The sequence below is a fragment of the Corynebacterium glucuronolyticum DSM 44120 genome (assembly GCF_030440595.1).
GTDB classification, from domain to species: Bacteria; Actinomycetota; Actinomycetes; order Mycobacteriales; family Mycobacteriaceae; genus Corynebacterium; species Corynebacterium glucuronolyticum.
Map to the genome: position 1 here is coordinate 1,832,060 of NZ_CP047452.1, position 21,123 is coordinate 1,853,182.

Here is a 21,123-nt window from a genome sequence, read left to right on the forward strand (position 1 = left end):
TTACTGTAGCGCGACAGGAAAAGCGTCAAAGCACGTCCTCATACCTGTGTGACACGCGGCCCCTGTCTGCTTCACACGGAGAAGGACGGTGTCTCCGTCGCAGTCCAGCCACACACCCTCCACTTCCTGAATGTGGCCGCTGGTTTCGCCCTTCACCCAGTATTCACTCCGCGAACGCGACCAGTACGTCGCCCGGCGGGTCTCAATCGTCGCAGCAAGCGCCACATCATCCATCCACGCGAGCATGAGCACCTCACCGCTATCAGCCTGGACAACCGCAGGCACGAGACCATCCGCGTTGAACTGCACCTTCGCAGCGACCGCTTCCGGCAGAGTTCTTATTGGACGAGTGGCATAGCCTGCTCGGGTCAGCGCCCTCTTCACCGCCCCAATGGATACATCCCCGTAATGGAAAATGCTGGCAGCAAGCACCGCATCCGCACCAGTTTCCACCGCAGGCGGGAAGTGATCGGCCTTTCCCGCACCGCCGGAGGCGATAATAGGGACAGACACAGCTTCTCTGATGAGACGCAACAATTCCAGGTCAAAACCTTCTTTCGTGCCATCAGCATCCATCGAGTTGACGAGGATTTCACCTGCGCCACGTCGCTCCGCATCCCGGGCCCAGCCAATTGCATCGATTCCGGTCCCGCGGGTGCCTCCGTGGGTGGTGATCTCGAAGTTTCCTTCTCCCGTCCGACGCGCATCGAGGCTCAACACAACGCACTGCCGACCGAACCGCTCAGCCAGTTGATTGATTAACCCCGGATCAGCAACGGCAGCCGAATTGATGCTCACCTTGTCCGCCCCACATCGAAGCAATTCCGCGCAATCGCCCACGCTGCGCACACCCCCACCGACGGTGAGCGGGATGAAGACGGAGCCCGCAACTTTCCGGACAACATCGCGCATCGTCTCCCGGCCCTGCACCGTCGCAGACACGTCCAGAAAAGTCAGCTCATCCGCCCCCTCTTGGAAGTACCTGGCGGCGAGTTCAACCGGGTCTCCAGCATCACGCAGGCCCGCAAAATTAACCCCCTTCACCACACGGCCGTCTTTTACATCGAGACACGGAATAACTCTCACACCGACACTCATTGCTACCTTCCAATCCTTCGCAAAGACGCACTCAGCTGCTTCACTGTTTCTTCCACTCCCCCAATAACCCCATCCGAGCCGATCGACCACGGGTTTCCTCGCAAGTCTGTCACGTACGCACCACGCGCGAGGAGGTGGCACACCCCGGCCCCGTTGTCCCACACATGCGGGCTCATGGATACCGTCGTACCCACACCCGCCGCTGCGACAAGCCCCAGATTGGCACCGACGCATCCAGAAATACGCAACCGCGGCTGCGGACGCTCAATAAGACCCGAAACGATGCGGCGCGTGTCGGCCAAAAAATCTGGCACCAAGGCCTCAACTAATTCCTCACCACCGTCGTCTGCACCCCATTTTCTCATCGGAAAGCAGCGACGTTCGCCTCGCACAGTGACTGTGAGACCCTCGCCGACAATACTGGTGATCGTCGTCTCAAACGCGGGTAAGCTGGTCACCCCAATAAGAGGCCTCTCATTGGAGATCAAAACTCCGAGTATCGCACACGAGGGATTACCACGCAGATAGTTCGACGTGCCGTCAATGGGATCCACCACCCAATAGCAAAGCCCCTCCACAGCATCGTGCAAGCGGGCAACCTCTTCCCCCCTGCTGCTCACACAACCGATGGTCTCTTCCCCCACCGCAGCGATTCCCGTCTCTTTTTCCAAGAGCGTATGCAGCCGAGATTCAATGTTCTCGTCTGTGTCCGTTACCGGCGAACCATCGCGTTTTCTGCGTGCCGTCGCCCTGCCGTAACCGTCCATAAAGTCATCCCACTGGCTGACGATGAGCTGCTCAGCCGTATCAGCAAGTCGCTGCACCTCCATAGCGGTACTTATTTCTCGAGCGCTCGCAGTGCGTCTTCAACAGTGAAGGCTCCCTCTACCAGAGCCTTTCCTACAATCACGCCATCGATCCCCTCGTCCTCATAGCGGGCAAGGCTCTCCAAATCAGCAAGCGTGGATACACCGCCGGAGGCTGTCACTGTCGCATCCGTGGCGGCAACCACCTCCCGCAGCAGTTCCACATTGGGGCCTGTCATTGCGCCATCTTTAGACACATCGGTAACCACGAAGCGCCGGCACCCCTGAGAGTCGAGCGCCTCCAGGACTTCCCACAGGTCTCCACCATCCGACACCCACCCATGAGTGGACACCCGCCACTGATCGTCGACAAGCTGGCAGGCCAAATCAACCGCAACCTGGTCACCAAACCGACGAACAAGCTCCCCCACCCACGCAGGATCAGACACCGCAGCTGTGCCGACACTCACACGCGACGCACCAGCAGCAAACGCAGCCTCAACAGCAGCGGTATCCCGCAGCCCACCGGAAAGATCCACCTTCACACCCAGACGATCGACGATATCCCGCACGGCTGCGCGATTATCCCCCTCCCCAAAAGCCGCATCCAGATCGACAACGTGGAGCCACCCCGCCCCGCTAAGAGCCTCCGCCACCTCCAGTGGCGAACCATACACCGTCTCGCTCCCGGCATTGCCCTGAAACAGACGAACAGCCTTACCACCACGAATATCAACAGCAGGAAAAAGCGTCAGCATAACAACCGATCCTACTACAGCGAATCGACCCAATTAGACAACAAACGCAACCCCGCACGACCAGACTTCTCCGGGTGAAACTGCGTCGCCCACAGGGGGCCATCCTCCACTGCGGAGATGAACCGACGGCCCGCGTGCTCCGTCCACCCAATAAGAGGTGCAGAAAACGGCGGGGTCCGATCGAAGTTGTCCTCCAACACGCCGTAGGAGTGCACAAAGTAAAACCTCTCATTGGGGGAGATACCCGCGAACATCCGCGACGACGCATCACGTTCCACCGTGTTCCACCCCATATGTGGCAGTGGCGTCACCCCCAACGACTCCACCGTGCCCGGCCACTGGACCAGACCACGCGTCGTCACGTCATTTTCCACGCCACTATCAAACATCACCTGCAACCCCAAGCAGATCCCCAACACCGAACGCCCACCGGCCAGACGCTCCTCCACCATCCGCGCCGCAGACACAGACCGCAGTCCCTCCATCGCGGACGCGAAGGCACCAACGCCGGGAATGAGCACGCCATCCGTCGACAAGCTGGGACGATCCGTCACCGAAACAGACGCACCCACCTCCTCCAAAGCGCGCGCGGCCGAAAACAAATTGCCCGCACCGTAATCAACAATCGCAACCGATGGCCGCACCATCACACACCTACTTCTTCCGACGACGAGAAAACACCGGAGCACGACCAGCCACACGCTTACCCAAACGCGCCAACTGACGCATCCGCACAGCCGTATTGTCATACTCCACAATCCGATGATTACCCATAATCGTATCCCCAATCTTCAACGAAAGTGCCACAGCGACAATCACCGCCGCCGTCGAAAATGCACCCACGTACCCAGAGGACGCGACAACAAACCCCAATGAGAGGCTCCCCAGCCCCGTGCCAGAATCAAACGACATATTCCACAACGCACTCGCCTCCGACAACTTCGAACGCGGCAACCGCGTAAACATGTCCAACATCGACTCATTCTGGATCGCGCCGTACCCCAGGCCATACACCAGCACGCAGACGAAAAGCCACGGCCAGGCCAGGGCGCCGGTGAGGGTGACGGCAAGCAAAACCACCCCAATAAGAACCAGGATCTGAGCCGGAATCATCGTCGCACCGGGGACTCCCCTCTTATCGGCGACGACGCCTGCGAAGTAGCGGGATATCATTTGGGCGAAGCCGACGGCGGCGAGAAGCGCACCCCCAATAAGAGCACCATGGGCCGGCATCGATTCTTTCACGGCGTTGGGAAGGAAAGACGAGATTGCGCCGTAAGCAATTGCCGCAGTGCAGATGCACAGAGCTGGAACTAGCACGAGTTTCCACGTCGGTGCCAAGTATCGGCCGTCTTCAGTGAAACGGGACTTATTGCGTGGAGCAGCTTGTGGCTTCAACCGCGGAATGCGCAGGCACATGAGCGCCGACATCAAGGAAACGACTGCGGTGAAAATGTACACCGGCGTGGTTCCCACAGCCTCGGAAACGGTGAGACCTGCGGGAAGGAGGATGCACTGGGACAGTCCCACCGAGACGCCCAGAAGCGCGGTAGCCTTCCCCAAAAAGCGAACGGGAACGAGCTCGGCAATGAGAGCCGACTCCGCTACGCACAGCGCACCGAATCCGATGCCGCGGATGGCGCTGACTGAGAGCACGGGGATCGCTTTCACGCTGGCGATATGGCCAAGGGCGGGGATGCCGAGCAAAAAGGCGGCGCATACGAGGACGGGGGAATAACCGAATCGCCTTGTGAGTTTTGGCGTGATCATCTGGGTACAGACGGTGAACCCCATGAATACGCCGGTTGTTGCGCCGGCGAGGGAGGCAGATCCGCCGTCGCGAAGTACGGCATAGGGCACCACGGGCAAGAGCATGGCCCACCCGCCGAAGGCGCTGGCGATGGCGATGAGGGCTGCTATGAATCCAGGCGCTTCCCAGACACTTGAAATCTCGTCCTTCTTATTGGACATGTATCACGCCTTTCTGTCTTCAGTTTCAATCCTCCACCACATTCAAGCACTCAAACCGGATAATGGCCATTTAGGGCATGCCAATAGCCCCTCCGTCCCCGGAGGGGTATGGCATGCGCTGCGATTACAGCCAGCGTCGTCCTCGCCTACGCGTGTACGGTGTTGCTCGTCTCCGCTTTCTCTTCGCTTTTCGACGCTTGTCCTCCCGCATCTTTCGATGTCTCAGGTGGATGGCCCTACCGCTGTACGCGGTGGATGGGTGCCCGTTGTAGAACCACTCCTCGCTACCAGGCGGGTTGTAGCCGGCTTCTCCTGTTATTGGGTGGCGGCCGTGCCAGCCGTTCTTGTTTCGTTCCTTATGGTCGTCGTTTTGCGCGTTGTGTGGCTTGCATAAGGGGATGATGGTGTCGGAGGTGGCCACGCCACCATCGGCAACGGCGATGGTGTGGTGGAACTGCCCGTATTGGGCGAGTTCGTGGCAGCCGGGGTGGGCGCAGAAGATTTGGTCTAGGGTGACGGCGTTGCGAAGGTGGCCGGAGGCGAAGCGCTCGTTGCGCAGTTCGTATTCGACACCGATGTGGCCGGTGGAGTCGTAGATGCAGACAAACCCGTAGGGGGCGAGGGTGTAGTCGCAAAAGTCCTTGGCATCGATGATTTGTCCGTCGGTGGTGGCGAACTTGCCGTCGCCGACGTAGGTGGAGTCATCGATGGTGAGCATGATGGCCGGGGTGAGGGACCGATTGAAGTGGTCACTGTAGTCGGGTGAGGTACCGGATAAGAGCTTGAGGAGTCCGTCGGCAAGCCGGACGGCGACCGGCTCGTTGCGGTTGAGAGAGGTGACCGCCAGCGCGCGGGCCTGAAGCTCGTTCATCTGAGCTTCCCGGAGGCGGAGGTGGGCGTGCTTCATACCCATAACATCCGCCTCGTGGGAGATGGTCATGGTGTTGGTGACCTTGGCGGTGACGGTTTCCTTCAGCTTCTGCTTGGCGTGTGCCCTCACAGCTTCGGGTGTTTTCCCGTGGGCACTGCGGGCGAGCTCGGTCCGAAGTTCCTCGCGCAGCTCGGGGGCGGCTTTGTAGATGGCGCGGGAAATGGCGATAAGTGTATCTAGTGGGAGGCTCTCAGCCTCGGCGAGGGCATCGTCGTTGCCGGAGCCGAACCAGGAGCGGGCGGCGGTGAGCCAGGCGGAGGCGGTGCTTTCGAAAACGTAGGCAGCAGCGGAGACGAGCTCGACCGAGTTGGGGTGTCGGCGGTCGATCTCGTACACGTCGCGCAGGAGATCGAGTCCGCGCGTGAGGCGTGCGTAGTCCGTTAAAGCTGTCATGGTGCACACGGTACGTGCACACACGACCCATGGCACGGGTACGCGACGATTCTGTGGATAACTTTTCCTCGCCCGGAAAACCCCGGCCACCGTCGCGTAGTTTTCGCAGGTCGTTTCGTCGAGACGGCTGTGGAAAAGTTGTTATTGGGCGGTGCTGTAGCTCATGAGGGCAAGCGCCAGCGCCCCCGCCGCCAAAATCCCCACCACGATGATTCCCTTGAGGGAGCCGTTTTTGTACATGGACCAGGCACCGCCGACGAGGAGGCCGGCGATGAGGAACATGAGGTAGACGAACCAGTGTCCCACGGGCTACAGCGCTCCCTTAGTGGACGGCACGCCGGCTTGGCGGGGGTCCTTGGTGGCGGCGGCGCGGATGGCGCGGGCGACGGCTTTGAATTCGGCTTCGGTGATGTGGTGGGGGTCGCGGCCGTGGTGGCAGATGAGGTGGAGGTTGATGCGGGCGTGGTAGGACAGTGTTTCGAAGAAGTGCTGGTTGATGACTGTCGCGTAGTGTCCGCCGATGATGGAGGTGAGGATGTTGTCGGGTTCGCCGCGCATGACGAAGTAGGGGCGGCCGGACAGGTCGACGACGGCTTCGCAGAGCGTTTCATCCATGGGCACGGAGGCGGAGCCGAAGCGGGTTATGCCGCGTTTGTCGCCGAGTGCATCGTTGATGGCTTGGCCGAGGACGATGGCGGTGTCTTCGACGGTGTGGTGGCAGTCGATCTCGGTGTCGCCGGAGGCGTGGATGCTGACATCGATGAGCGAGTGGTTGGCGAATGCTTGGAGCATGTGATCGAAGAAGGGGACGCCAGTTTGGATGTCGCTCTTGCCGGAGCCGTCGAGGTTTATTTCGACGGCGATGGTCGTTTCCTTGGTTGCTCGTTCGACGCGGGCGATGCGGTCTTTAGCGGCGGCGTTGTCGGGCCGCTCGCGCGTGGAGAAGGACATGTCAGGCATGTGCACTTACCTTAGTGGCGACGGCGAGAAACCTCGAATTTTCCTCTGGTGTGCCGATGGTGACGCGGAGGTAGCCGTCAATGCCGTTGTCGCGGATGAGTACGCCCTCGTCGAGGAAGTCCTGCCAGGTGGCGTTCGGGTGGGAGATCATGAGGAAGTTGGCATCGGAGTCGATGACGCGGTAGCCGAGCTTTGTCAGATCGTCGGCGAGCGCATCCCGATCTTTTTTGAGCTTGTCGACGCTTGCCAGCGTTTCCTCCGCGTGCGCCAGCGCCACGCGGGCTGCCGCCTGGGTGAGGGTGGACAGGTGGTACGGCAGGCGGACGAGCATGACGGCATCGATAAACGCCGGGTGGGCGATGAAATAGCCGAGTCGCCCACCGGCGAAGTCGAAGGCTTTGCTCATAGTGCGGCTCACGACGAGCTTTCCCGGGAACTCCCCAATAAGAACCGCAGCCGACGGCGCGGTGGAGAACTCGGCGTAGGCTTCGTCGACGATGACGATTCCTGGTGCCGCCTCAACGATGGCGCGGATCGTGGCGAGCGGGGTGGAGTTGCCCGTCGGGTTGTTCGGAGTGGTGACGAAGACGATGTCCGGCTGGTGCTCTGCGATGGCCGCGAGGGCGGCATCCTCGTCGATGGCGAAAGCGTCGTCGCGCGGCACGGAGATGAACTCGGTGAACGTGCCGGCGGCGAGCAGCGGGTGCATGGAATAGCTGGGCGTAAAGCCCATCGCTGTGCGCCCCGGGCCACCGAAGGCTAAGAGGAGCTGCTGTAACACCTCGTTGGAGCCGTTGGCGGCCCATACGTTGTCGTGGGTGACGGGCACGCCGGTGGCGCGGGATGCGTAGGCCGCGAGGTCTGTACGCAGCTGAACGGCATCACGATCTGGGTAGCGGTTAAGGGTGACGGCTAGACGGGCGGCCTCCTCCCCTATCTCGCGGGCGAGGTCGTCGCTTGGTGGATAGGGGTTCTCATTGGTGTTGAGGCGGACAGGCGTGTTCAACTGCGGGGCACCGTACGGGCTTTTGCCTTTTAGGTCCTCGCGGATGGGGAGCTCAATCATTTGGTCCTCCGTGCGGTGATGGCCTCGCCGTGGGCGGGCAGGCGTTCTTCTTGGGACAGGCGGATGACATCGTCGGCGATCTCCTCGAGTGCTGCGGCGTCGTAGTCGATGATGTCGACGTGCTTGAGGAAGGTGAGCGTCGACAAGCCAGAGCTGTAGCGAGCAGACCCGGACGTGGGCAGAACGTGATTCGAGCCTGCGGCGTAGTCCCCCAGGGGAACCGGGGCGTGCGGACCGACGAAGATAGCACCGGCGTTGGTGATGCGAGCAGCAACAGCCGCCGCGTCGCGGGTGTGAACCTCGAGGTGCTCGGCGGCGTAGGCGTTGGCAACGGCGACCGACTGGTCAAGCCCGGAGGTGAGGACGATGGCGGACTGCTCGCCGGTGAGTGCCTGAGCGACCCGGTCTGCGTTGAGGGTAACGGTGTAGAGTTCGGCAACCTTTGCGTCGACGGCGCGTGCGAGCTCCGCCGAATCGGTGATGAGCACCGAGGAGGCCAGAACATCGTGTTCCGCCTGCGAAATGAGGTCGTAGGCAACGTGAGTGGGATCAGCCGTGGAATCGGCGAGGATCGCAATCTCGGTTGGGCCTGCCTCCGCATCGATGCCGACGACGGTGCGCACGAGTCGCTTGGCTGCGGTGACGAAAATGTTGCCGGGGCCGGTAATCAAATCGACGGGCTCGTAGCCCTCGTCACCATAGGCCAGCAGACCGATGGCTTGGGCGCCACCGACGGCCCACACTTCGTCCACCCCCAGGAGGGAACAGACAGCGAGCACCGTGGGGTGCGGGTAGCCCCCGTTTTCTTTCTGCGGCGGGGAGGCGACAACGAGGGAGGTCACACCGGCTGCCTGGGCGGGAACAACGTTCATGATCACCGAGGAGGGATACACGGCGTTACCGCCAGGAACATACAACCCGACGCGTGAAATGGGGATGAATTTTTGTGTCACGGTGGCACCGGGGGCAAGCGTGACCTCGACATCCGCCGGTTTCTGCGCCTCGTGGACGGCCCGCACGCGCGTAATAGCCGTGGTGAGGGCCTTCTTCAATTCGGGATCAAGTGCTGCGGCGGCCTCGTCACACACCTCTGTGGGCACGCGGAGGTGTGGCGGTCGGATGCCGTCGAATTTTTCGCTGTAGGCCAGCGCCGCGCTCGCTCCCTCTTCTTTCAGCTTCTCGACGATCGGTCGCACCGTGTCCAGCATGCTATCTACAGACTGGTGGCTACGGGGGACGATCCGCCTCAACTCTCGGTCTGAGTAGGAATGAGCGGAGATATCGATCGTGCGTAACATTGTCGATGCCGCAGCTGGGGCCGCTGTAGACGGTGTGGTGGACATGGTGACTCCTTACCGTGAGATAAAAGGGTGTAACCGCCTATTATCCTCGTTTCACCACGTCAAAACAATGTTTCTTACATGTAAGACTTTTATTCGGCGCGGGTGCTGGCCGTGTACGCACCGTACAGCCACGTTATCGCTGCAGCAAGCGGAGCCCACAGGAATGCAGCACCGACCTCGACGGCGCTGCGCACCGTCACCACCGACCCCTCCGGCCCCATCAGCCCTTCGCTATCGGTAAGCAGGTACGCAACTGAGTGCCCCGCCGCCACAACAGTCAGTGCCGCAACGAGAGCCACAACAACAGCGACAAGCTGGCCACTCACCTTCATGCTTACCCGACTCATTGCCGCGCCGATCGCCACGCCACCCAGGGTGACAATGACGAGGTAGGCAACGTAAACGGGGAAATCGTGGGCACCGTAATCCGCCGGCGGTATAAACGTCCCATCCCCGAGAGTCTCTACAGTGGCCTTTGGCGAGAAGAAACCCCACGCAGCGCCGAGGATGCCCGAAAGGACGAGGCTCACGGCGACGATGCCGGACATATCACCGACAATCCTGCGTGGGGTTAGTGCGGGGGCCATGATTGTTGCAGTCATGGCCTACAAGTTTAGCTTCTAGTTACACATCTTCCAGCGGCCGTCCTCGCGTAGGAACTTCATCGTGCCGGACTGGGTGTTACCCTGCGATGTCGTCGTCACCCATGCGGAAGCCTCGTTGCCGTTGACGGTGATGTCCTCGACGGCATCAATGGTGGAGCGGGTCTCCTGGTACTGCGGGATCTGCTCAAGCGGGATCTCTGGAACCTGAGACAGGTCAACGGCACCCTGGCCACCGGCCTGCTCAATCACTCGCTGACACGTGTTCTCAAGGAAGTTGCCCATGAAGGCGCGCAGCGTCGGTGCCCAGGTCACAGACTGGACGAGGTCCGCAATCGCCTGAGCGTCCTCCGCACTTGCAGGTTCACCCTCAACGGGGGCGAGAACCTCAGGAGCCGGAACCTGCGGCAGTGGCGCTATCTCAGGTTGAGCACCCTGCTCCTCTACGAGAGTTTCGGGAGCCTCAGATTTCGTCGTTGGAGACGGCGCAGCGGAGCTCGAAGTCTCCTCCGGCGCTGCGGTCACCTGCGTCGTGCGGGTGGACACGTTGGTCTCCGTCACCTGATCTGCAGCCTTATCCTTGTTTTCCTTGCTGCATGCAGAGGCGCTAAGAGCAACGGTGGCTGCCATTGCCAGGGCGATAAACTTCTTCGAACCTGCACTAATTTTCACGATGTTTTTCGTCTCCTTATAACTTTATGGTCGTGTCACCGTGTTTTTCCAAGATACACCGTCTTCCCCACATTCGCGCGGTTACGGCGTGCGAAAGGACGCTGCCAGTTACCCGGCATCGCCTTCAGATCCGTAAAAAACCTAGAACCAGGGCGGTAACGAACGGTTCCGCTTGATTACATACGGTCAGACGTGGTCACTTACCAGATGGCACGGTAGCAGACTTTCCAATCTTTCACTTACATTATCACCGCACTGTTTCCGCTGTTACAGATCCAATGAGCTTTTACGGGACTTCACGGATTCCCCGCAGGCAACCCTCACCCTCCCCGGCAAGCTTTACGCCACAGACATCTTTTTGCCAGCCTCTACATCCCAACCTTCTCCGTCTCGTATTCTCCCCGCCCCATTAACTGGCGAACTCGAAAAGTGCTAGATGTATTAGATGGGCGCTAGATGGGTAGGCACTACAAAGTGTAAGAAGGGTAGGCGCACGATGAGCATGGGGGTGCCACCCAGACCGCGCTGCGCGACGACCGCCTAGCCTGCCCCAGTAGAGGGAAAAGTTCACAACGAAAAATAAAGGAACGAGATCATAGCGGTGGAGGGGAGGGCGAGACAGAAAAATGGGGGAAATAGTCCGGCAAGATAGAGGAACTTTTTGCAATAAATTCTCTGGTTAAAGACATTTTGCAAACGTCTACGTGGAGGGAGTGGAAAATCTCTCCACGCCCTCATGCCCCAACACAACAGTTTCCACTACAATTGCCTAACGTGCACTTGGACAGAGATAAAATTATTGCAGCCGGGCTGGAAATTCTGGATACATACGGTCTAGCGGATATGACTATCCGAAGGATCGCAGGCAAGCTTAACTCTGCGCCGGGTTCCATTTACTGGCATGTGAAAAACAAGCAGGAGCTCATCGCCCTTATCGGACATGCAATCATCGATTACGTTGACACCGACCAAGACACCACTGCGGATATGCTCCGTGAACTTCGGCGAGCAATGCTGCAGTTCCGCGATGGCTGCGAGGTCGTCGCAGCGGCCAACAACTCAGGGCTAGTCCGGGAGGATCTCATTCGCCTCATTCGGATGCCCGACGAGTCATTGAGCGAAACCGCCGCCTCCACCCTCTTGAGCTTCACGCTTGGTCATGTCCAGTACGAGCAGTTCCAGCTTCAGCTCCTAGCCCTCGACGCAAAGGCCACTAAGGAGAGCCACGATAAGGGCGCTGCTCGCGTCGCTGCAAAGATTGCCGACCTGCAAGAAGAAGAGGAAACCGAAGCGAACCGACTGTTCGAAGAAGGGCTGGAGACAATTCTCCGCGGAATTTCGGCCTCGTAGAAAGTACTACCACCTCTCAAACTCCTCCCTCTGTGAACGGGACGGGATTTGAGACTGAGCCTCCACGGACGCTTCTGGCACCGCACTGCTCGATCGCTGAGATGGTCGTTTCCGCATCGCTAAGCTCAGCGACAATTCAGGACTCCGGGCTCTACACGCGAATTCCTGCAAAGATTGGGAAACATGCCCGCTTCCCCGTCACACGCTGGAGCGATCCACGAAAGGTGCCGTATATAAACCACACTCGTAGTCCTTTAAGTATCCCGCCCGGTATGCGCACCACATGAGTTACGTCGCACATTAGCTTCACCCCCATCGACCACCATTCTTCCGTTCGCGCCCTATCTCACTCCAATGGGTTTCCAGCACCAGTTTGTTTCCAACGCCAGTGGGCGTTGAGCACCAGTGAGTTTTGTCTTCATTTAGACGTACACAACCGGATTATCTTGTTTACAGGATCCGTACAATCGGCGGTGTGTCCATTCACACACTTGACATGGATTACGGGATTGCCCACGCGCGTGAGTGAGGCCACCCCACGGAAGCGAAGCACTCATCACAACCAAAGGGATACCTCCATACATTGTTCAACATGGTGGACTACCTGGTACTTCATGAAGCGTCGCGAGGAAATGAGTACAAATTTCTGCTACCTGTCTCACGTCAAGCTAATCCACAGGTAGTGCACTGTTTTTTAAGGCAAACATAACTTTCTCTCGATAGTTGCTTTCTGGTCCGTGCTGTCAACTCACAGTTGCGAAAAATAGACGATAAACTGGCGCATTATGAGTGAAGCAAATCAGCCTTCTATGGAAATCTGGCCCGGCCAGTCGTACCCTCTCGGTTCGACATACGACGGCGCAGGCACCAATTTCGCACTGTTCAGCGACATTGCAGACAAAGTAGAACTGTGCTTGCTCGACAGCGAAAACAATGAGACACGGGTCGAGCTTACTGAGGTTGATGCCAACATTTGGCACGCTTACCTCCCGGGTATCCAGCCGGGACAACGCTACGGCTACCGCGTTCATGGACCCTATGATCCCGCCAACGGCCACCGCTGCGACCCAAACAAGTTGCTCGTCGACCCGTACTCCCGCGCATTCGACGGCGATTACGATGGTGACCCGTCCCTGTTCTCCTACGACATCACGAACCCCGATAGCCCGGAAGGTCGCAACACGGAAGACTCCCTCGGCCATACGATGAAGTCAGTCGTTGTTAATCCGTTTTTTGACTGGGGAGACGACAAGGCCCCGAAGATTCCGTACAACGAATCAGTCATCTACGAGGGCCACGTCAAGGGTCTCACGATGACCCACCCTGATATCCCAGAGAACATCCGCGGAACGTACGCAGGGCTAGCCCACCCAGCAATTATTGAGTACCTCCAGAATCTGGGAATCACCGCTCTCGAGCTCATGCCCATCCACCAATTTTTCCAGGATGATCGCCTCCGCGAACTGGGCTTGAGGAACTATTGGGGCTACAACACTCTCGGATTCTTCGCCCCACAGCAGGATTACTCTGCCTCTACTCGTCCCGGTGACGCGGTAAGCGAGTTCAAAGGAATGGTTCGCGCCTACCACGAGGCAGGAATCGAGATCATCCTTGACGTGGTGTATAACCACACGGCAGAGGGCAACCACATGGGTCCGACGATTGCCTTCAGAGGCATCGACAACGCCGCGTACTACCGCCTTGTCGACGGCGATCCGCAGCACTACATGGACTACACGGGCACAGGAAACTCCCTCAACGTCCGCCATCCCCATTCCCTGCAGCTCATCATGGATAGCCTCCGCTATTGGGTGACGGAAATGCACGTCGACGGCTTCCGCTTCGACCTCGCGTCCACTCTCGCACGTGAGCTCCACGACGTTGACCGGCTATCCAGCTTCTTCGACCTCGTCCAGCAGGACCCCGTCGTCTCGCGAGTGAAGCTCATCGCCGAACCCTGGGACGTCGGCGAAGGCGGCTACCAGGTAGGAAATTTCCCGCCCCTGTGGACGGAATGGAACGGCAAGTACCGCGATACTGTCCGCGACTTTTGGCGCGGGGAGCCTGCGACTCTCGGCGAGTTTGCATCTCGCCTGACGGGATCATCGGATCTGTACTCGAACAACAACCGTCGCCCTACGGCCTCTATCAACTTTGTTACTGCGCACGATGGCTTCACATTGAACGACCTCGTCTCCTATAACGAGAAACACAATGAAGCCAATGGCGAAGGTGGTCGCGACGGTGAGAGCCACAACCGGAGCTGGAACTGCGGTGTCGAAGGACCAACAGACGATCCAGAGATCAACGCCCTCCGGGCACAACAGCGCCGCAACTTCCTCACCACGCTCCTGGTAAGCCAAGGCACGCCGATGATCAGCCACGGCGACGAGCTAGGTCGCACGCAGTTTGGCAACAATAACGTTTACTGCCAGGACAACGAGATCTCCTGGCTGGACTGGTCCAAGCACGAGGAAAACCAGGATCTGTTCCAGTTCACGAAGCGTCTCATCCAACTGCGCAAGGACCACCCGGTGTTCCGGCGTCGCCAGTTCTTCGCGGGTGGCCCCCTTGGTGATGAGTCCGCACACCGCGATATCGCATGGCTCGCCACAGACGGCAAACTCATGGACCAAGCGGACTGGGACTTCTATTTCGGTAAAGCGCTCATGGTATTCCTCAATGGCCAGGAGATCGCCGAACCTGATTCCCGCGGCAACAAGGTGGAGGACGACTCCTTCCTCCTGTGCTTCAACGCGGCACATACCGACGTAGAATTCACGATTCCGGTCGGCACCTACGGTGCCTCCTGGAAGGTTCTCATCGATACGACTGAGCCCCGTGGCGATGTAGAAAGTGGTGTTATCCTGACCGCTGGTGAGAAGGTCATGATTCCTGCCCGCTCCACCATCGTCGCCGTGCAGAACGATCCTCCGGTGTCCGGTGCCCCGAAGGGTGGCGGATCCGTGAAGGGCTACGAAGGCTAAGTGGGAGCAAAAAGAGCATTCACCACCGCCCTGAACGGTTAGTCCGCCAATGACCGTAGGGCCTACAATGACCTCGACTGTTAGTGAAATGCAGTTATTTCGTTAACCGTCGGGGTCATTGCTGTACACGATGCTTGTTCGAAGCGAGAAAAACGCATGTTCCTCTGGGCGGTAAAATAGGGGAATAAATCAGCGCGCGAGACGCGCACACAACGGCAACAGAAGGGGCAAAGGACAGTGCTCACTGCACATGGAGCTACGGTGGCGATAGCGGATGGAACCATTAACATCTACTACTCTCCCCTCCTCACGAGCCTAAATGCTGGGGAAACCACCCTCCCCGCCGCAGATATTACTGACGTGGCAACCATTGAGCCGACCCCGTATTCGCTCGGCTCGGTGACACTCACCCGCACGAGCGGTGCTTCCGTCACCCTCCGTTTCCAGCGGTCACAAACCGCAGCCCTGCAGCAATTCGTCGCGGACGTGGCGCGCGTTCGTGTCGGCGATGATCCGGTTGGCGAGTCCACCCCAATCCCCGGATTGGATTTTGTCGCTATCGATGTGGAGACAGCCAACGATGACTGGGGGTCGATTATCGAAATCGGTGTCACCAAGGTTCTCAATGGCCTGGTAGAAGAGCAAGCAACCTGGCGCTGCACACCACCACCGGGAATGGAGGATTTCCTCGACGAGAACATTGCGATTCACGGCATCCGGCCGGAGGACATCGAAGGGGAGCCGAGTTTTGCCCAGCGGTACGAACTGGTGAAGGAGTTCACGGGAGAGCTCCCCATGGTATCCCACAATGCGCAATTTGATTTCACAGCCCTCGCACGCGCCTGCCACGCATCGCACTGTGCTGCGGCACCGAACGAGTTCGGCTGCAGCCTGGCGCTTTCCCGGTCCCGCGATCTCGGCTTTGCCACGAATCGCCTGCCCGATGTGTGCCGAGGTCTGGGCATCGCCCTCGAACACCACCACTGCGCTGCAGATGACGCTGAAGCTTGTGCTCGGATCATCACCTCACTGGCAAGCATTGACGGGTTCACTGGCTCATTCCCCGAATTCATCGCGTCAACGGGGTTCACGATGGGAAAGATAAGAAACGAAGGTCGTATTCGCTCCGTGCAGAAGATTCGCCACGACAGGTCATCTTCCCCGGATCGTGCCAGAGAGGCGGCAGGAAACGGCAGATACAAACGCACATCCTCTCGGCGCAGCGGGGGCGTACCGTGGTCGGCGGTATCTACTCCGGAGAAGATCCCGGAGCCGAATACAGAAGCTAACCCCGACGGCTTGTTGTACGGGCAAAACGTTACGCTCACGGGAGACTTTGAGCCCCTGGATAAGGGGACGTTGTGGTCCAAAATTGCCGATCAAGGCGCTACCATCGGCAAGAACGTAACGAAGAAAACCACCATCTGCGCTGTCGGCGCGTGGACGAAGAAAACATCGAAGCAGAAAAGGGCCGAGGAGCTGAAGGAACAAGGCCAAGATATCGCTATCTGGTCTAAAGAAAAGTTATTCATAGTACTCGGCATCGATGCCGATGCTATCGCGCAGGAGAACGAACCGCCATTTTAGGGGAACCATTGCCGTGCGTCACCACGTCTAAGTAAGAGGAGTACGTGATGCACTTTAGGCCCCGACACATCACTGCTCTGTCGGCCTGCACCTACTTTCACTTTTCGTGTACGTAGGTGCAGGCCCCGAAAACTGCCGTCGCGCGGGGCGGAAACGAGCCTTGTCACAGTGAATGCACTCCTCACCTCACCGTCTGAATCACCCACTCCTACGGTCTTCTCCCCCACATCCGTACGCAGGATGCTTCCCATGCTGCGAACCTCGGACTGGGCGCGGACTCCTATCCACGAAGGTGACGCTACGTCGATTCCGGCTACGTTGACTCTCACCAATGGGTTCCACGTTGGTTTTTGCACCGACCCAATTGTCACCGCCGCTAACCATCAGGGCCCCCAACCGGCCCACGCAGGGATTGAGTTGCCACGAACGCTATGTGAAGGCGACGAGCACGCTCTACTTACTCCGCTCACAGTAGTGTGGCAGTACGCAACAGGGCGTCTCTTGCACCGTTCACGCGCAGATGAGCGCTCACCTTTTCGTTCGATCCCACTCCCTCACGCGCCTTTGGGTACAGATGCGGTTCTGCTCAGCACATTCGAGACACACGCAACAAGCTGGCTAACTCACCCGGAAACAGCGCACCACCTTGCTTCCTACTGCGAAAGGGAACTTGGCGGGCGTTTTTTCATCTATTTCGCTCCTGCAGAAGGCTCCCTTATTGTCACAACCGCATCTTCCGCGCCGTCTCTGGGCCCCGTTGTTTCAGCCATCTTCCGGGCCTCGTCCTCCCAGATATCCGAGAAGTCGTTTACCATCCGAGACGGGTGGATGAAGGAGATCAGTGTGCAAAAGCCCCGCAAACGTTCGCGCCGAGCACTGTCCACGCGCGCGACAACCGAGGCGAGAGCGCGAATTAGCAGTCTCTCACCTCAAACGATAGAGAATATCTTTTAATATCAAGAGCTTTCACTAACCCGGTGTGATGTGTGGGCCACTAGAATAGTGACCTATACATGTGAGAAAGGGTGACGCAATTCCATGGTTTCCACACCAATCACAGCTACATACCGACTACAGTTACGCGGCCCCAAGGCAGATCCGCACGGGCGCTCGTTTGACTTCTACAATGCCATCGAGATCCTCGATTACCTGAAAGACCTCGGTGTCAGCCACCTCTTCCTGTCCCCGATCCTTACTGCCGTGCCAGAATCCAATCACGGATACGATGTCATCGATCCCACCGAGATAAACCCCGAGCTCGGCGGAAAGGAAGGGTTTGTCGCGCTCTCCCGGGCTGCCCGAGAAAAAGGGCTGGGCTTGATTATCGATGTCGTTCCCAACCACGTCGGTGTTGCACATGCGGAGCAGAACCCGTGGTGGTGGGACGTGCTCAAGAAAGGCAAGGACTCGCACTTCGAGGGGTACTTCGATATCGACTGGCACGAAGATAACGGTGCCGGTGGCAAGCTCGGGCTCCCTATTCTCGGCCGCCCTGGCGATGAAGACAAGCTGACGATCACCGAGTATGAGGGCGAACCGGTTCTCAACTATTACGATCAGTTGTTCCCCATTGCCGAGGGAACCTATGATCCAGATTCTGCGGACACACCGGAGCAGGTCCACGACAGACAGGCATACAAACTCATGTACTGGCGAGACGGGGTGATCAGCTACAGACGCTTCTTCTCGGTTAACTCGCTTGCAGGGTTGAAGCAGGAAGATCCTCTCGTTTTCGAGCACTCCCACCGCGTCATCCGCGAACTCGTCGCAGAGGATCTTATCGACGGCCTCCGGGTTGATCATCCAGATGGTCTCACGGATCCCTTTGGCTACCTCTCTCGGCTCCGCGAGGTTGTCGGACCTGACCGCTGGTTAGTGATTGAGAAGATCCTCGCTGTCGATGAGGCTCTCGACCCCCGCCTGAAGGTAGACGGAACCACTGGCTACGACGCGTTGCGCGAGCTCGATGGGGTTTTCGTGGCTCGAAGTTCCGAAAACACACTGTCTATGTTGGCTCTCAAACACACGGGATCCACGTGGGATGAGCAGGCAATCAGTTCGACCGAGTACGTGCTAAAGAAGGATGTTGCCCATTCGGAGCTCGCCGCTGAAGTGCGTCGCTTGGCGCGCGCTATCCGGCGCGATAACTTCTCCACCGCAGGATCCGCAGTCACGGAGACGCAGCTTATCTCCACGATTGAACAGCTGGTTGCCTCCATGCCTGTCTACCGCGCAGACTATGTATCGCTGACTCGCGTCACTGCTACCGTGGCAGCAGATCTTTCTCGCCGCTTCCCATCCCGGCGCGCCACGCTTGATCTCATCGTCGCCGCGCTGATCTCCGGTGGTGAGGCATTTACCCGTTTCGCGCAGGTGTGTGGTGCTGTCATGGCGAAGGGCGTAGAAGATACGACCTTCTACCGCTCCTCACGGCTTGTTGCACTCAACGAAGTCGGTGGTGCGCCTGGACGCTTCGGAGTATCCGCGGCGGAGTTTCACCTCCTCCAGCAGGAGCGCGCACGTCTGTGGCCGAAGACCATGACCACGTTATCCACGCACGATACGAAGCGCGGCGAGGATGTGCGAGCCCGTATCATTGAGCTCGCCGATTGCCCTGGTGACTTCTCGGAGGTTGTCGACGAGATCACCTCCATCACTCCCCCACCGGACGGTGCAACGGGGCATTTCCTGCTGCAAAATCTCCTGGGGACGTGGCCCGTGGACGGAGTCATTACGGACGACTATGAGAAGCGCATGCTGGCGTACACGACAAAGGCCATCCGAGAGGCTGGTTTATACACGACGTGGACAGAGCAAGATGCAGAGTTTGAAGAGCGCACCCTGCACTGGGTGAAGGCTCTCTTGCACGGGCCGGTTTCCGAGCGCATCACGCAGTTCGTTGGACCGCTCGCCCACGCTGCCACTCTCATCGGCTTGGGACGCAAGCTCCTGCAGCTCATCGCTCCGGGAATTCCCGATATTTACCAGGGTGAGGAATATTTCGTTGATTCTCTCGTGGACCCCGACAACCGTCGCTTCGTTGATTACGAGGCCCGTCGTGCCTCGCTGGAGAAAACTTTGCGGGTTTTGCGCGGTGAGGAGGAAAGTTCCTTTACCGTCGGTGACGTAGTTGCTAACGAGTCGGCACACCGGGACGACGATGTTCCCTACGCACATCTCCTCGATCGCTACAACGAGGCAAAGCAGGTAGTGGTGGCAGCGGCGCTCCACGTCCGCTCCCACTACGCCAACGACTTCGTGGGAAGCGACTACCAGGCTGTTTTTGCGGAAGGCGAGGCAGAGGATAATCTCATTGGACTGGGTCGAGGCCCCCGCCCCGACCGCGTGGATGTGATTGCCGTCGCTACACGCACACCGTTCCGGCTCATGGCACGCGGTGGTTGGGGCGATACCACTCTGACTGTCCCCGAGGGCACGTGGACGGAGGTGTTGACCGGCCGTACGGTGTCTGGAACCGTCGCCGTCGACGGCCTGTTAAATTATTTCCCCACCGCCCTTCTGATTAGAAACACCGCCGATGAATAAGCCTGACCTCAACCGACTGGAAAATGAGTACGATTCGTTTGTCGCCAGTCATCCCACGTTGGAGAGCGATATTCGGTTCGCGCTGGAAGATAGCGTCTCCGACGCGGGTATTGCCTACGACCGTGTAGACACACGAATCAAGTCGTGGCGGTCCTTTGCTGCCAAAGCGACGAAGTACGACAGTGATGGGAACCTGCTGTACCTCAAGCCGTGGGAGCAGATCAGCGATGTCGTGGGCGCACGCATCATCACCTACCATTCCACAGAAATCCCTCGCGTGATCGAGACCCTCGAGCGGATGTTCACTGTCCTGCGTAGTGTGGACAAAGCCGCCGAGACGCGCATTTCTGGCGGCTTCGGGTATGGCTCCCACCACCTCATCGTCAAAGTCACCCCGCAGACGGAGGATCTGGAAGCCTATTCGGGTCTTGTCTTCGAAGTCCAGCTCCGTACCATCCTGCAGCACGCTTGGGCGGAGTTCGAACACGATATCCGCTACAAGGGTGCAGGCACAGGTGCAGACCCCGCAATTGATCGCTCGTTTACCCTCGCCGCCGGCCTCATTGAGCTCGCGGATCAGCAATTTGACCAGATCGCGCATATTCGCGCTGATTCGCATCCGGTAGCCGGTAACGTTCCGCTCACGGATGGGAACCTGCCACACGTGCTCACTCTCCTCCTCGGTGACAAGTTCCCCCGCTCGAAGTCAGAGGTTTACCCCTGGTTGGAGGAAATTCTGACAGCTAATGGTATTCGCACTGTCGCTGATGTAGAGGCCATCGCCGGCCCCGAGGACGTTTCTCAGGTTCTGGATGCGCTTCAGTACCAGTATGTTCCAAGCCAGGTTCGGCTTGTCGACGATCTTCTTCTCGCCCGCTTCGGTGCCTCCCACATCGCCCGCACGGGCAATACCGGCTACCGCGCAGAGAGACGCCCCTCTCGTCTACAACGCAGGCTACGCAAGCTGGAGGCACATCGTCGCAAGCATGAGGCCGAATGATGCTTCGTCAGACGGCACCCGCACGCCACCGTTGAGATGCGAGCGCGCAAAGG

Annotated in this window: 17 protein-coding genes; 5 read left to right on the forward strand and 12 right to left on the reverse strand. The window is 58.8% G+C overall.

Annotation, left to right across the window (positions count from 1 at the left end; genetic code table 11):
- The 12 genes from hisF to CGLUCO_RS08125 form a co-directional block, all read right to left on the reverse strand.
- The gene (hisF, locus tag CGLUCO_RS08070; RefSeq protein ID WP_084036997.1) at positions 1 to 1,098 is read right to left on the reverse strand and encodes an imidazole glycerol phosphate synthase subunit HisF; all 1,098 of its coding nucleotides are present in this window, start codon (positions 1,096 to 1,098) and stop codon (positions 1 to 3) included.
- Between the two features lie 2 nt (positions 1,099 to 1,100).
- Positions 1,101 to 1,928, reverse strand: coding sequence for an inositol monophosphatase family protein (locus CGLUCO_RS08075; protein ID WP_005389556.1), 828 nt, complete (start codon positions 1,926 to 1,928; stop codon positions 1,101 to 1,103).
- Positions 1,929 to 1,936: 8 nt separating this feature from the next.
- Positions 1,937 to 2,662, reverse strand: a complete 726-nt coding sequence (priA, locus tag CGLUCO_RS08080) for a bifunctional 1-(5-phosphoribosyl)-5-((5-phosphoribosylamino)methylideneamino)imidazole-4-carboxamide isomerase/phosphoribosylanthranilate isomerase PriA (RefSeq protein WP_005389555.1) — start codon at positions 2,660 to 2,662, stop codon at positions 1,937 to 1,939.
- Between the two features lie 14 nt (positions 2,663 to 2,676).
- On the reverse strand, positions 2,677 to 3,309 hold the full coding sequence (gene hisH, locus CGLUCO_RS08085) for an imidazole glycerol phosphate synthase subunit HisH (RefSeq protein WP_005389554.1): 633 nt from the start codon (positions 3,307 to 3,309) through the stop codon (positions 2,677 to 2,679).
- Positions 3,310 to 3,316: 7 nt separating this feature from the next.
- Positions 3,317 to 4,633 (reverse strand): MFS transporter, encoded by a 1,317-nt coding sequence (locus CGLUCO_RS08090; RefSeq protein ID WP_084036995.1) that lies wholly within the window; start codon positions 4,631 to 4,633, stop codon positions 3,317 to 3,319.
- A 124-nt stretch (positions 4,634 to 4,757) separates the two neighbouring features.
- Positions 4,758 to 5,957, reverse strand: coding sequence for an HNH endonuclease signature motif containing protein (locus CGLUCO_RS08095; protein WP_084037029.1), 1,200 nt, complete (start codon positions 5,955 to 5,957; stop codon positions 4,758 to 4,760).
- A 141-nt stretch (positions 5,958 to 6,098) separates the two neighbouring features.
- The gene (locus CGLUCO_RS08100) at positions 6,099 to 6,263 is read right to left on the reverse strand and encodes a CG2302 family histidine operon protein (protein ID WP_159447608.1); all 165 of its coding nucleotides are present in this window, start codon (positions 6,261 to 6,263) and stop codon (positions 6,099 to 6,101) included.
- A gap of 3 nt (positions 6,264 to 6,266) precedes the next feature.
- Positions 6,267 to 6,917 (reverse strand): imidazoleglycerol-phosphate dehydratase HisB, encoded by a 651-nt coding sequence (gene hisB / locus CGLUCO_RS08105; RefSeq protein ID WP_005389547.1) that lies wholly within the window; start codon positions 6,915 to 6,917, stop codon positions 6,267 to 6,269.
- Complete coding sequence (locus CGLUCO_RS08110; protein WP_005395579.1) at positions 6,910 to 7,983, reverse strand: histidinol-phosphate transaminase; 1,074 nt, start codon at positions 7,981 to 7,983, stop codon at positions 6,910 to 6,912. Before CGLUCO_RS08110 ends, hisB begins: the two co-directional genes overlap by 8 nt.
- Positions 7,980 to 9,281, reverse strand: a complete 1,302-nt coding sequence (hisD, locus tag CGLUCO_RS08115; protein ID WP_070739218.1) for a histidinol dehydrogenase — start codon at positions 9,279 to 9,281, stop codon at positions 7,980 to 7,982. Before hisD ends, CGLUCO_RS08110 begins: the two co-directional genes overlap by 4 nt.
- Positions 9,282 to 9,415: 134 nt before the next feature.
- Positions 9,416 to 9,928, reverse strand: a complete 513-nt coding sequence (locus CGLUCO_RS08120) for a hypothetical protein (RefSeq protein WP_005389542.1) — start codon at positions 9,926 to 9,928, stop codon at positions 9,416 to 9,418.
- An 18-nt stretch (positions 9,929 to 9,946) separates the two neighbouring features.
- Positions 9,947 to 10,600, reverse strand: coding sequence for an RAD23 family protein (locus CGLUCO_RS08125; protein WP_005395570.1), 654 nt, complete (start codon positions 10,598 to 10,600; stop codon positions 9,947 to 9,949).
- Between the two features lie 780 nt (positions 10,601 to 11,380).
- Here CGLUCO_RS08125 and CGLUCO_RS08130 point away from each other — a divergent pair.
- The 5 genes from CGLUCO_RS08130 (at position 11,381) to CGLUCO_RS08150 (ending at position 21,070) form a co-directional block, all read left to right on the forward strand.
- Positions 11,381 to 11,950: a TetR family transcriptional regulator gene (locus CGLUCO_RS08130; RefSeq protein WP_260322487.1), complete on the forward strand. Its 570-nt coding sequence runs from the start codon at positions 11,381 to 11,383 to the stop codon at positions 11,948 to 11,950.
- A 785-nt stretch (positions 11,951 to 12,735) separates the two neighbouring features.
- Positions 12,736 to 14,937 carry a glycogen debranching protein GlgX gene (gene glgX, locus CGLUCO_RS08135; RefSeq protein ID WP_084036993.1) on the forward strand — a complete coding sequence of 734 codons (2,202 nt, stop codon included), beginning with the start codon at positions 12,736 to 12,738 and terminating at the stop codon, positions 14,935 to 14,937.
- A 237-nt stretch (positions 14,938 to 15,174) separates the two neighbouring features.
- On the forward strand, positions 15,175 to 16,524 hold the full coding sequence (locus tag CGLUCO_RS08140) for an exonuclease domain-containing protein (protein WP_005395568.1): 1,350 nt from the start codon (positions 15,175 to 15,177) through the stop codon (positions 16,522 to 16,524).
- Positions 16,525 to 17,562: 1,038 nt separating this feature from the next.
- Positions 17,563 to 20,070 (forward strand): malto-oligosyltrehalose synthase, encoded by a 2,508-nt coding sequence (gene treY / locus CGLUCO_RS08145; protein ID WP_005395566.1) that lies wholly within the window; start codon positions 17,563 to 17,565, stop codon positions 20,068 to 20,070.
- On the forward strand, positions 20,063 to 21,070 hold the full coding sequence (locus CGLUCO_RS08150; protein WP_005389530.1) for a GTP pyrophosphokinase: 1,008 nt from the start codon (positions 20,063 to 20,065) through the stop codon (positions 21,068 to 21,070). The genes treY and CGLUCO_RS08150 overlap by 8 nt, the downstream gene beginning before the upstream one ends.
- Positions 21,071 to 21,123: the final 53 nt, after the last annotated feature.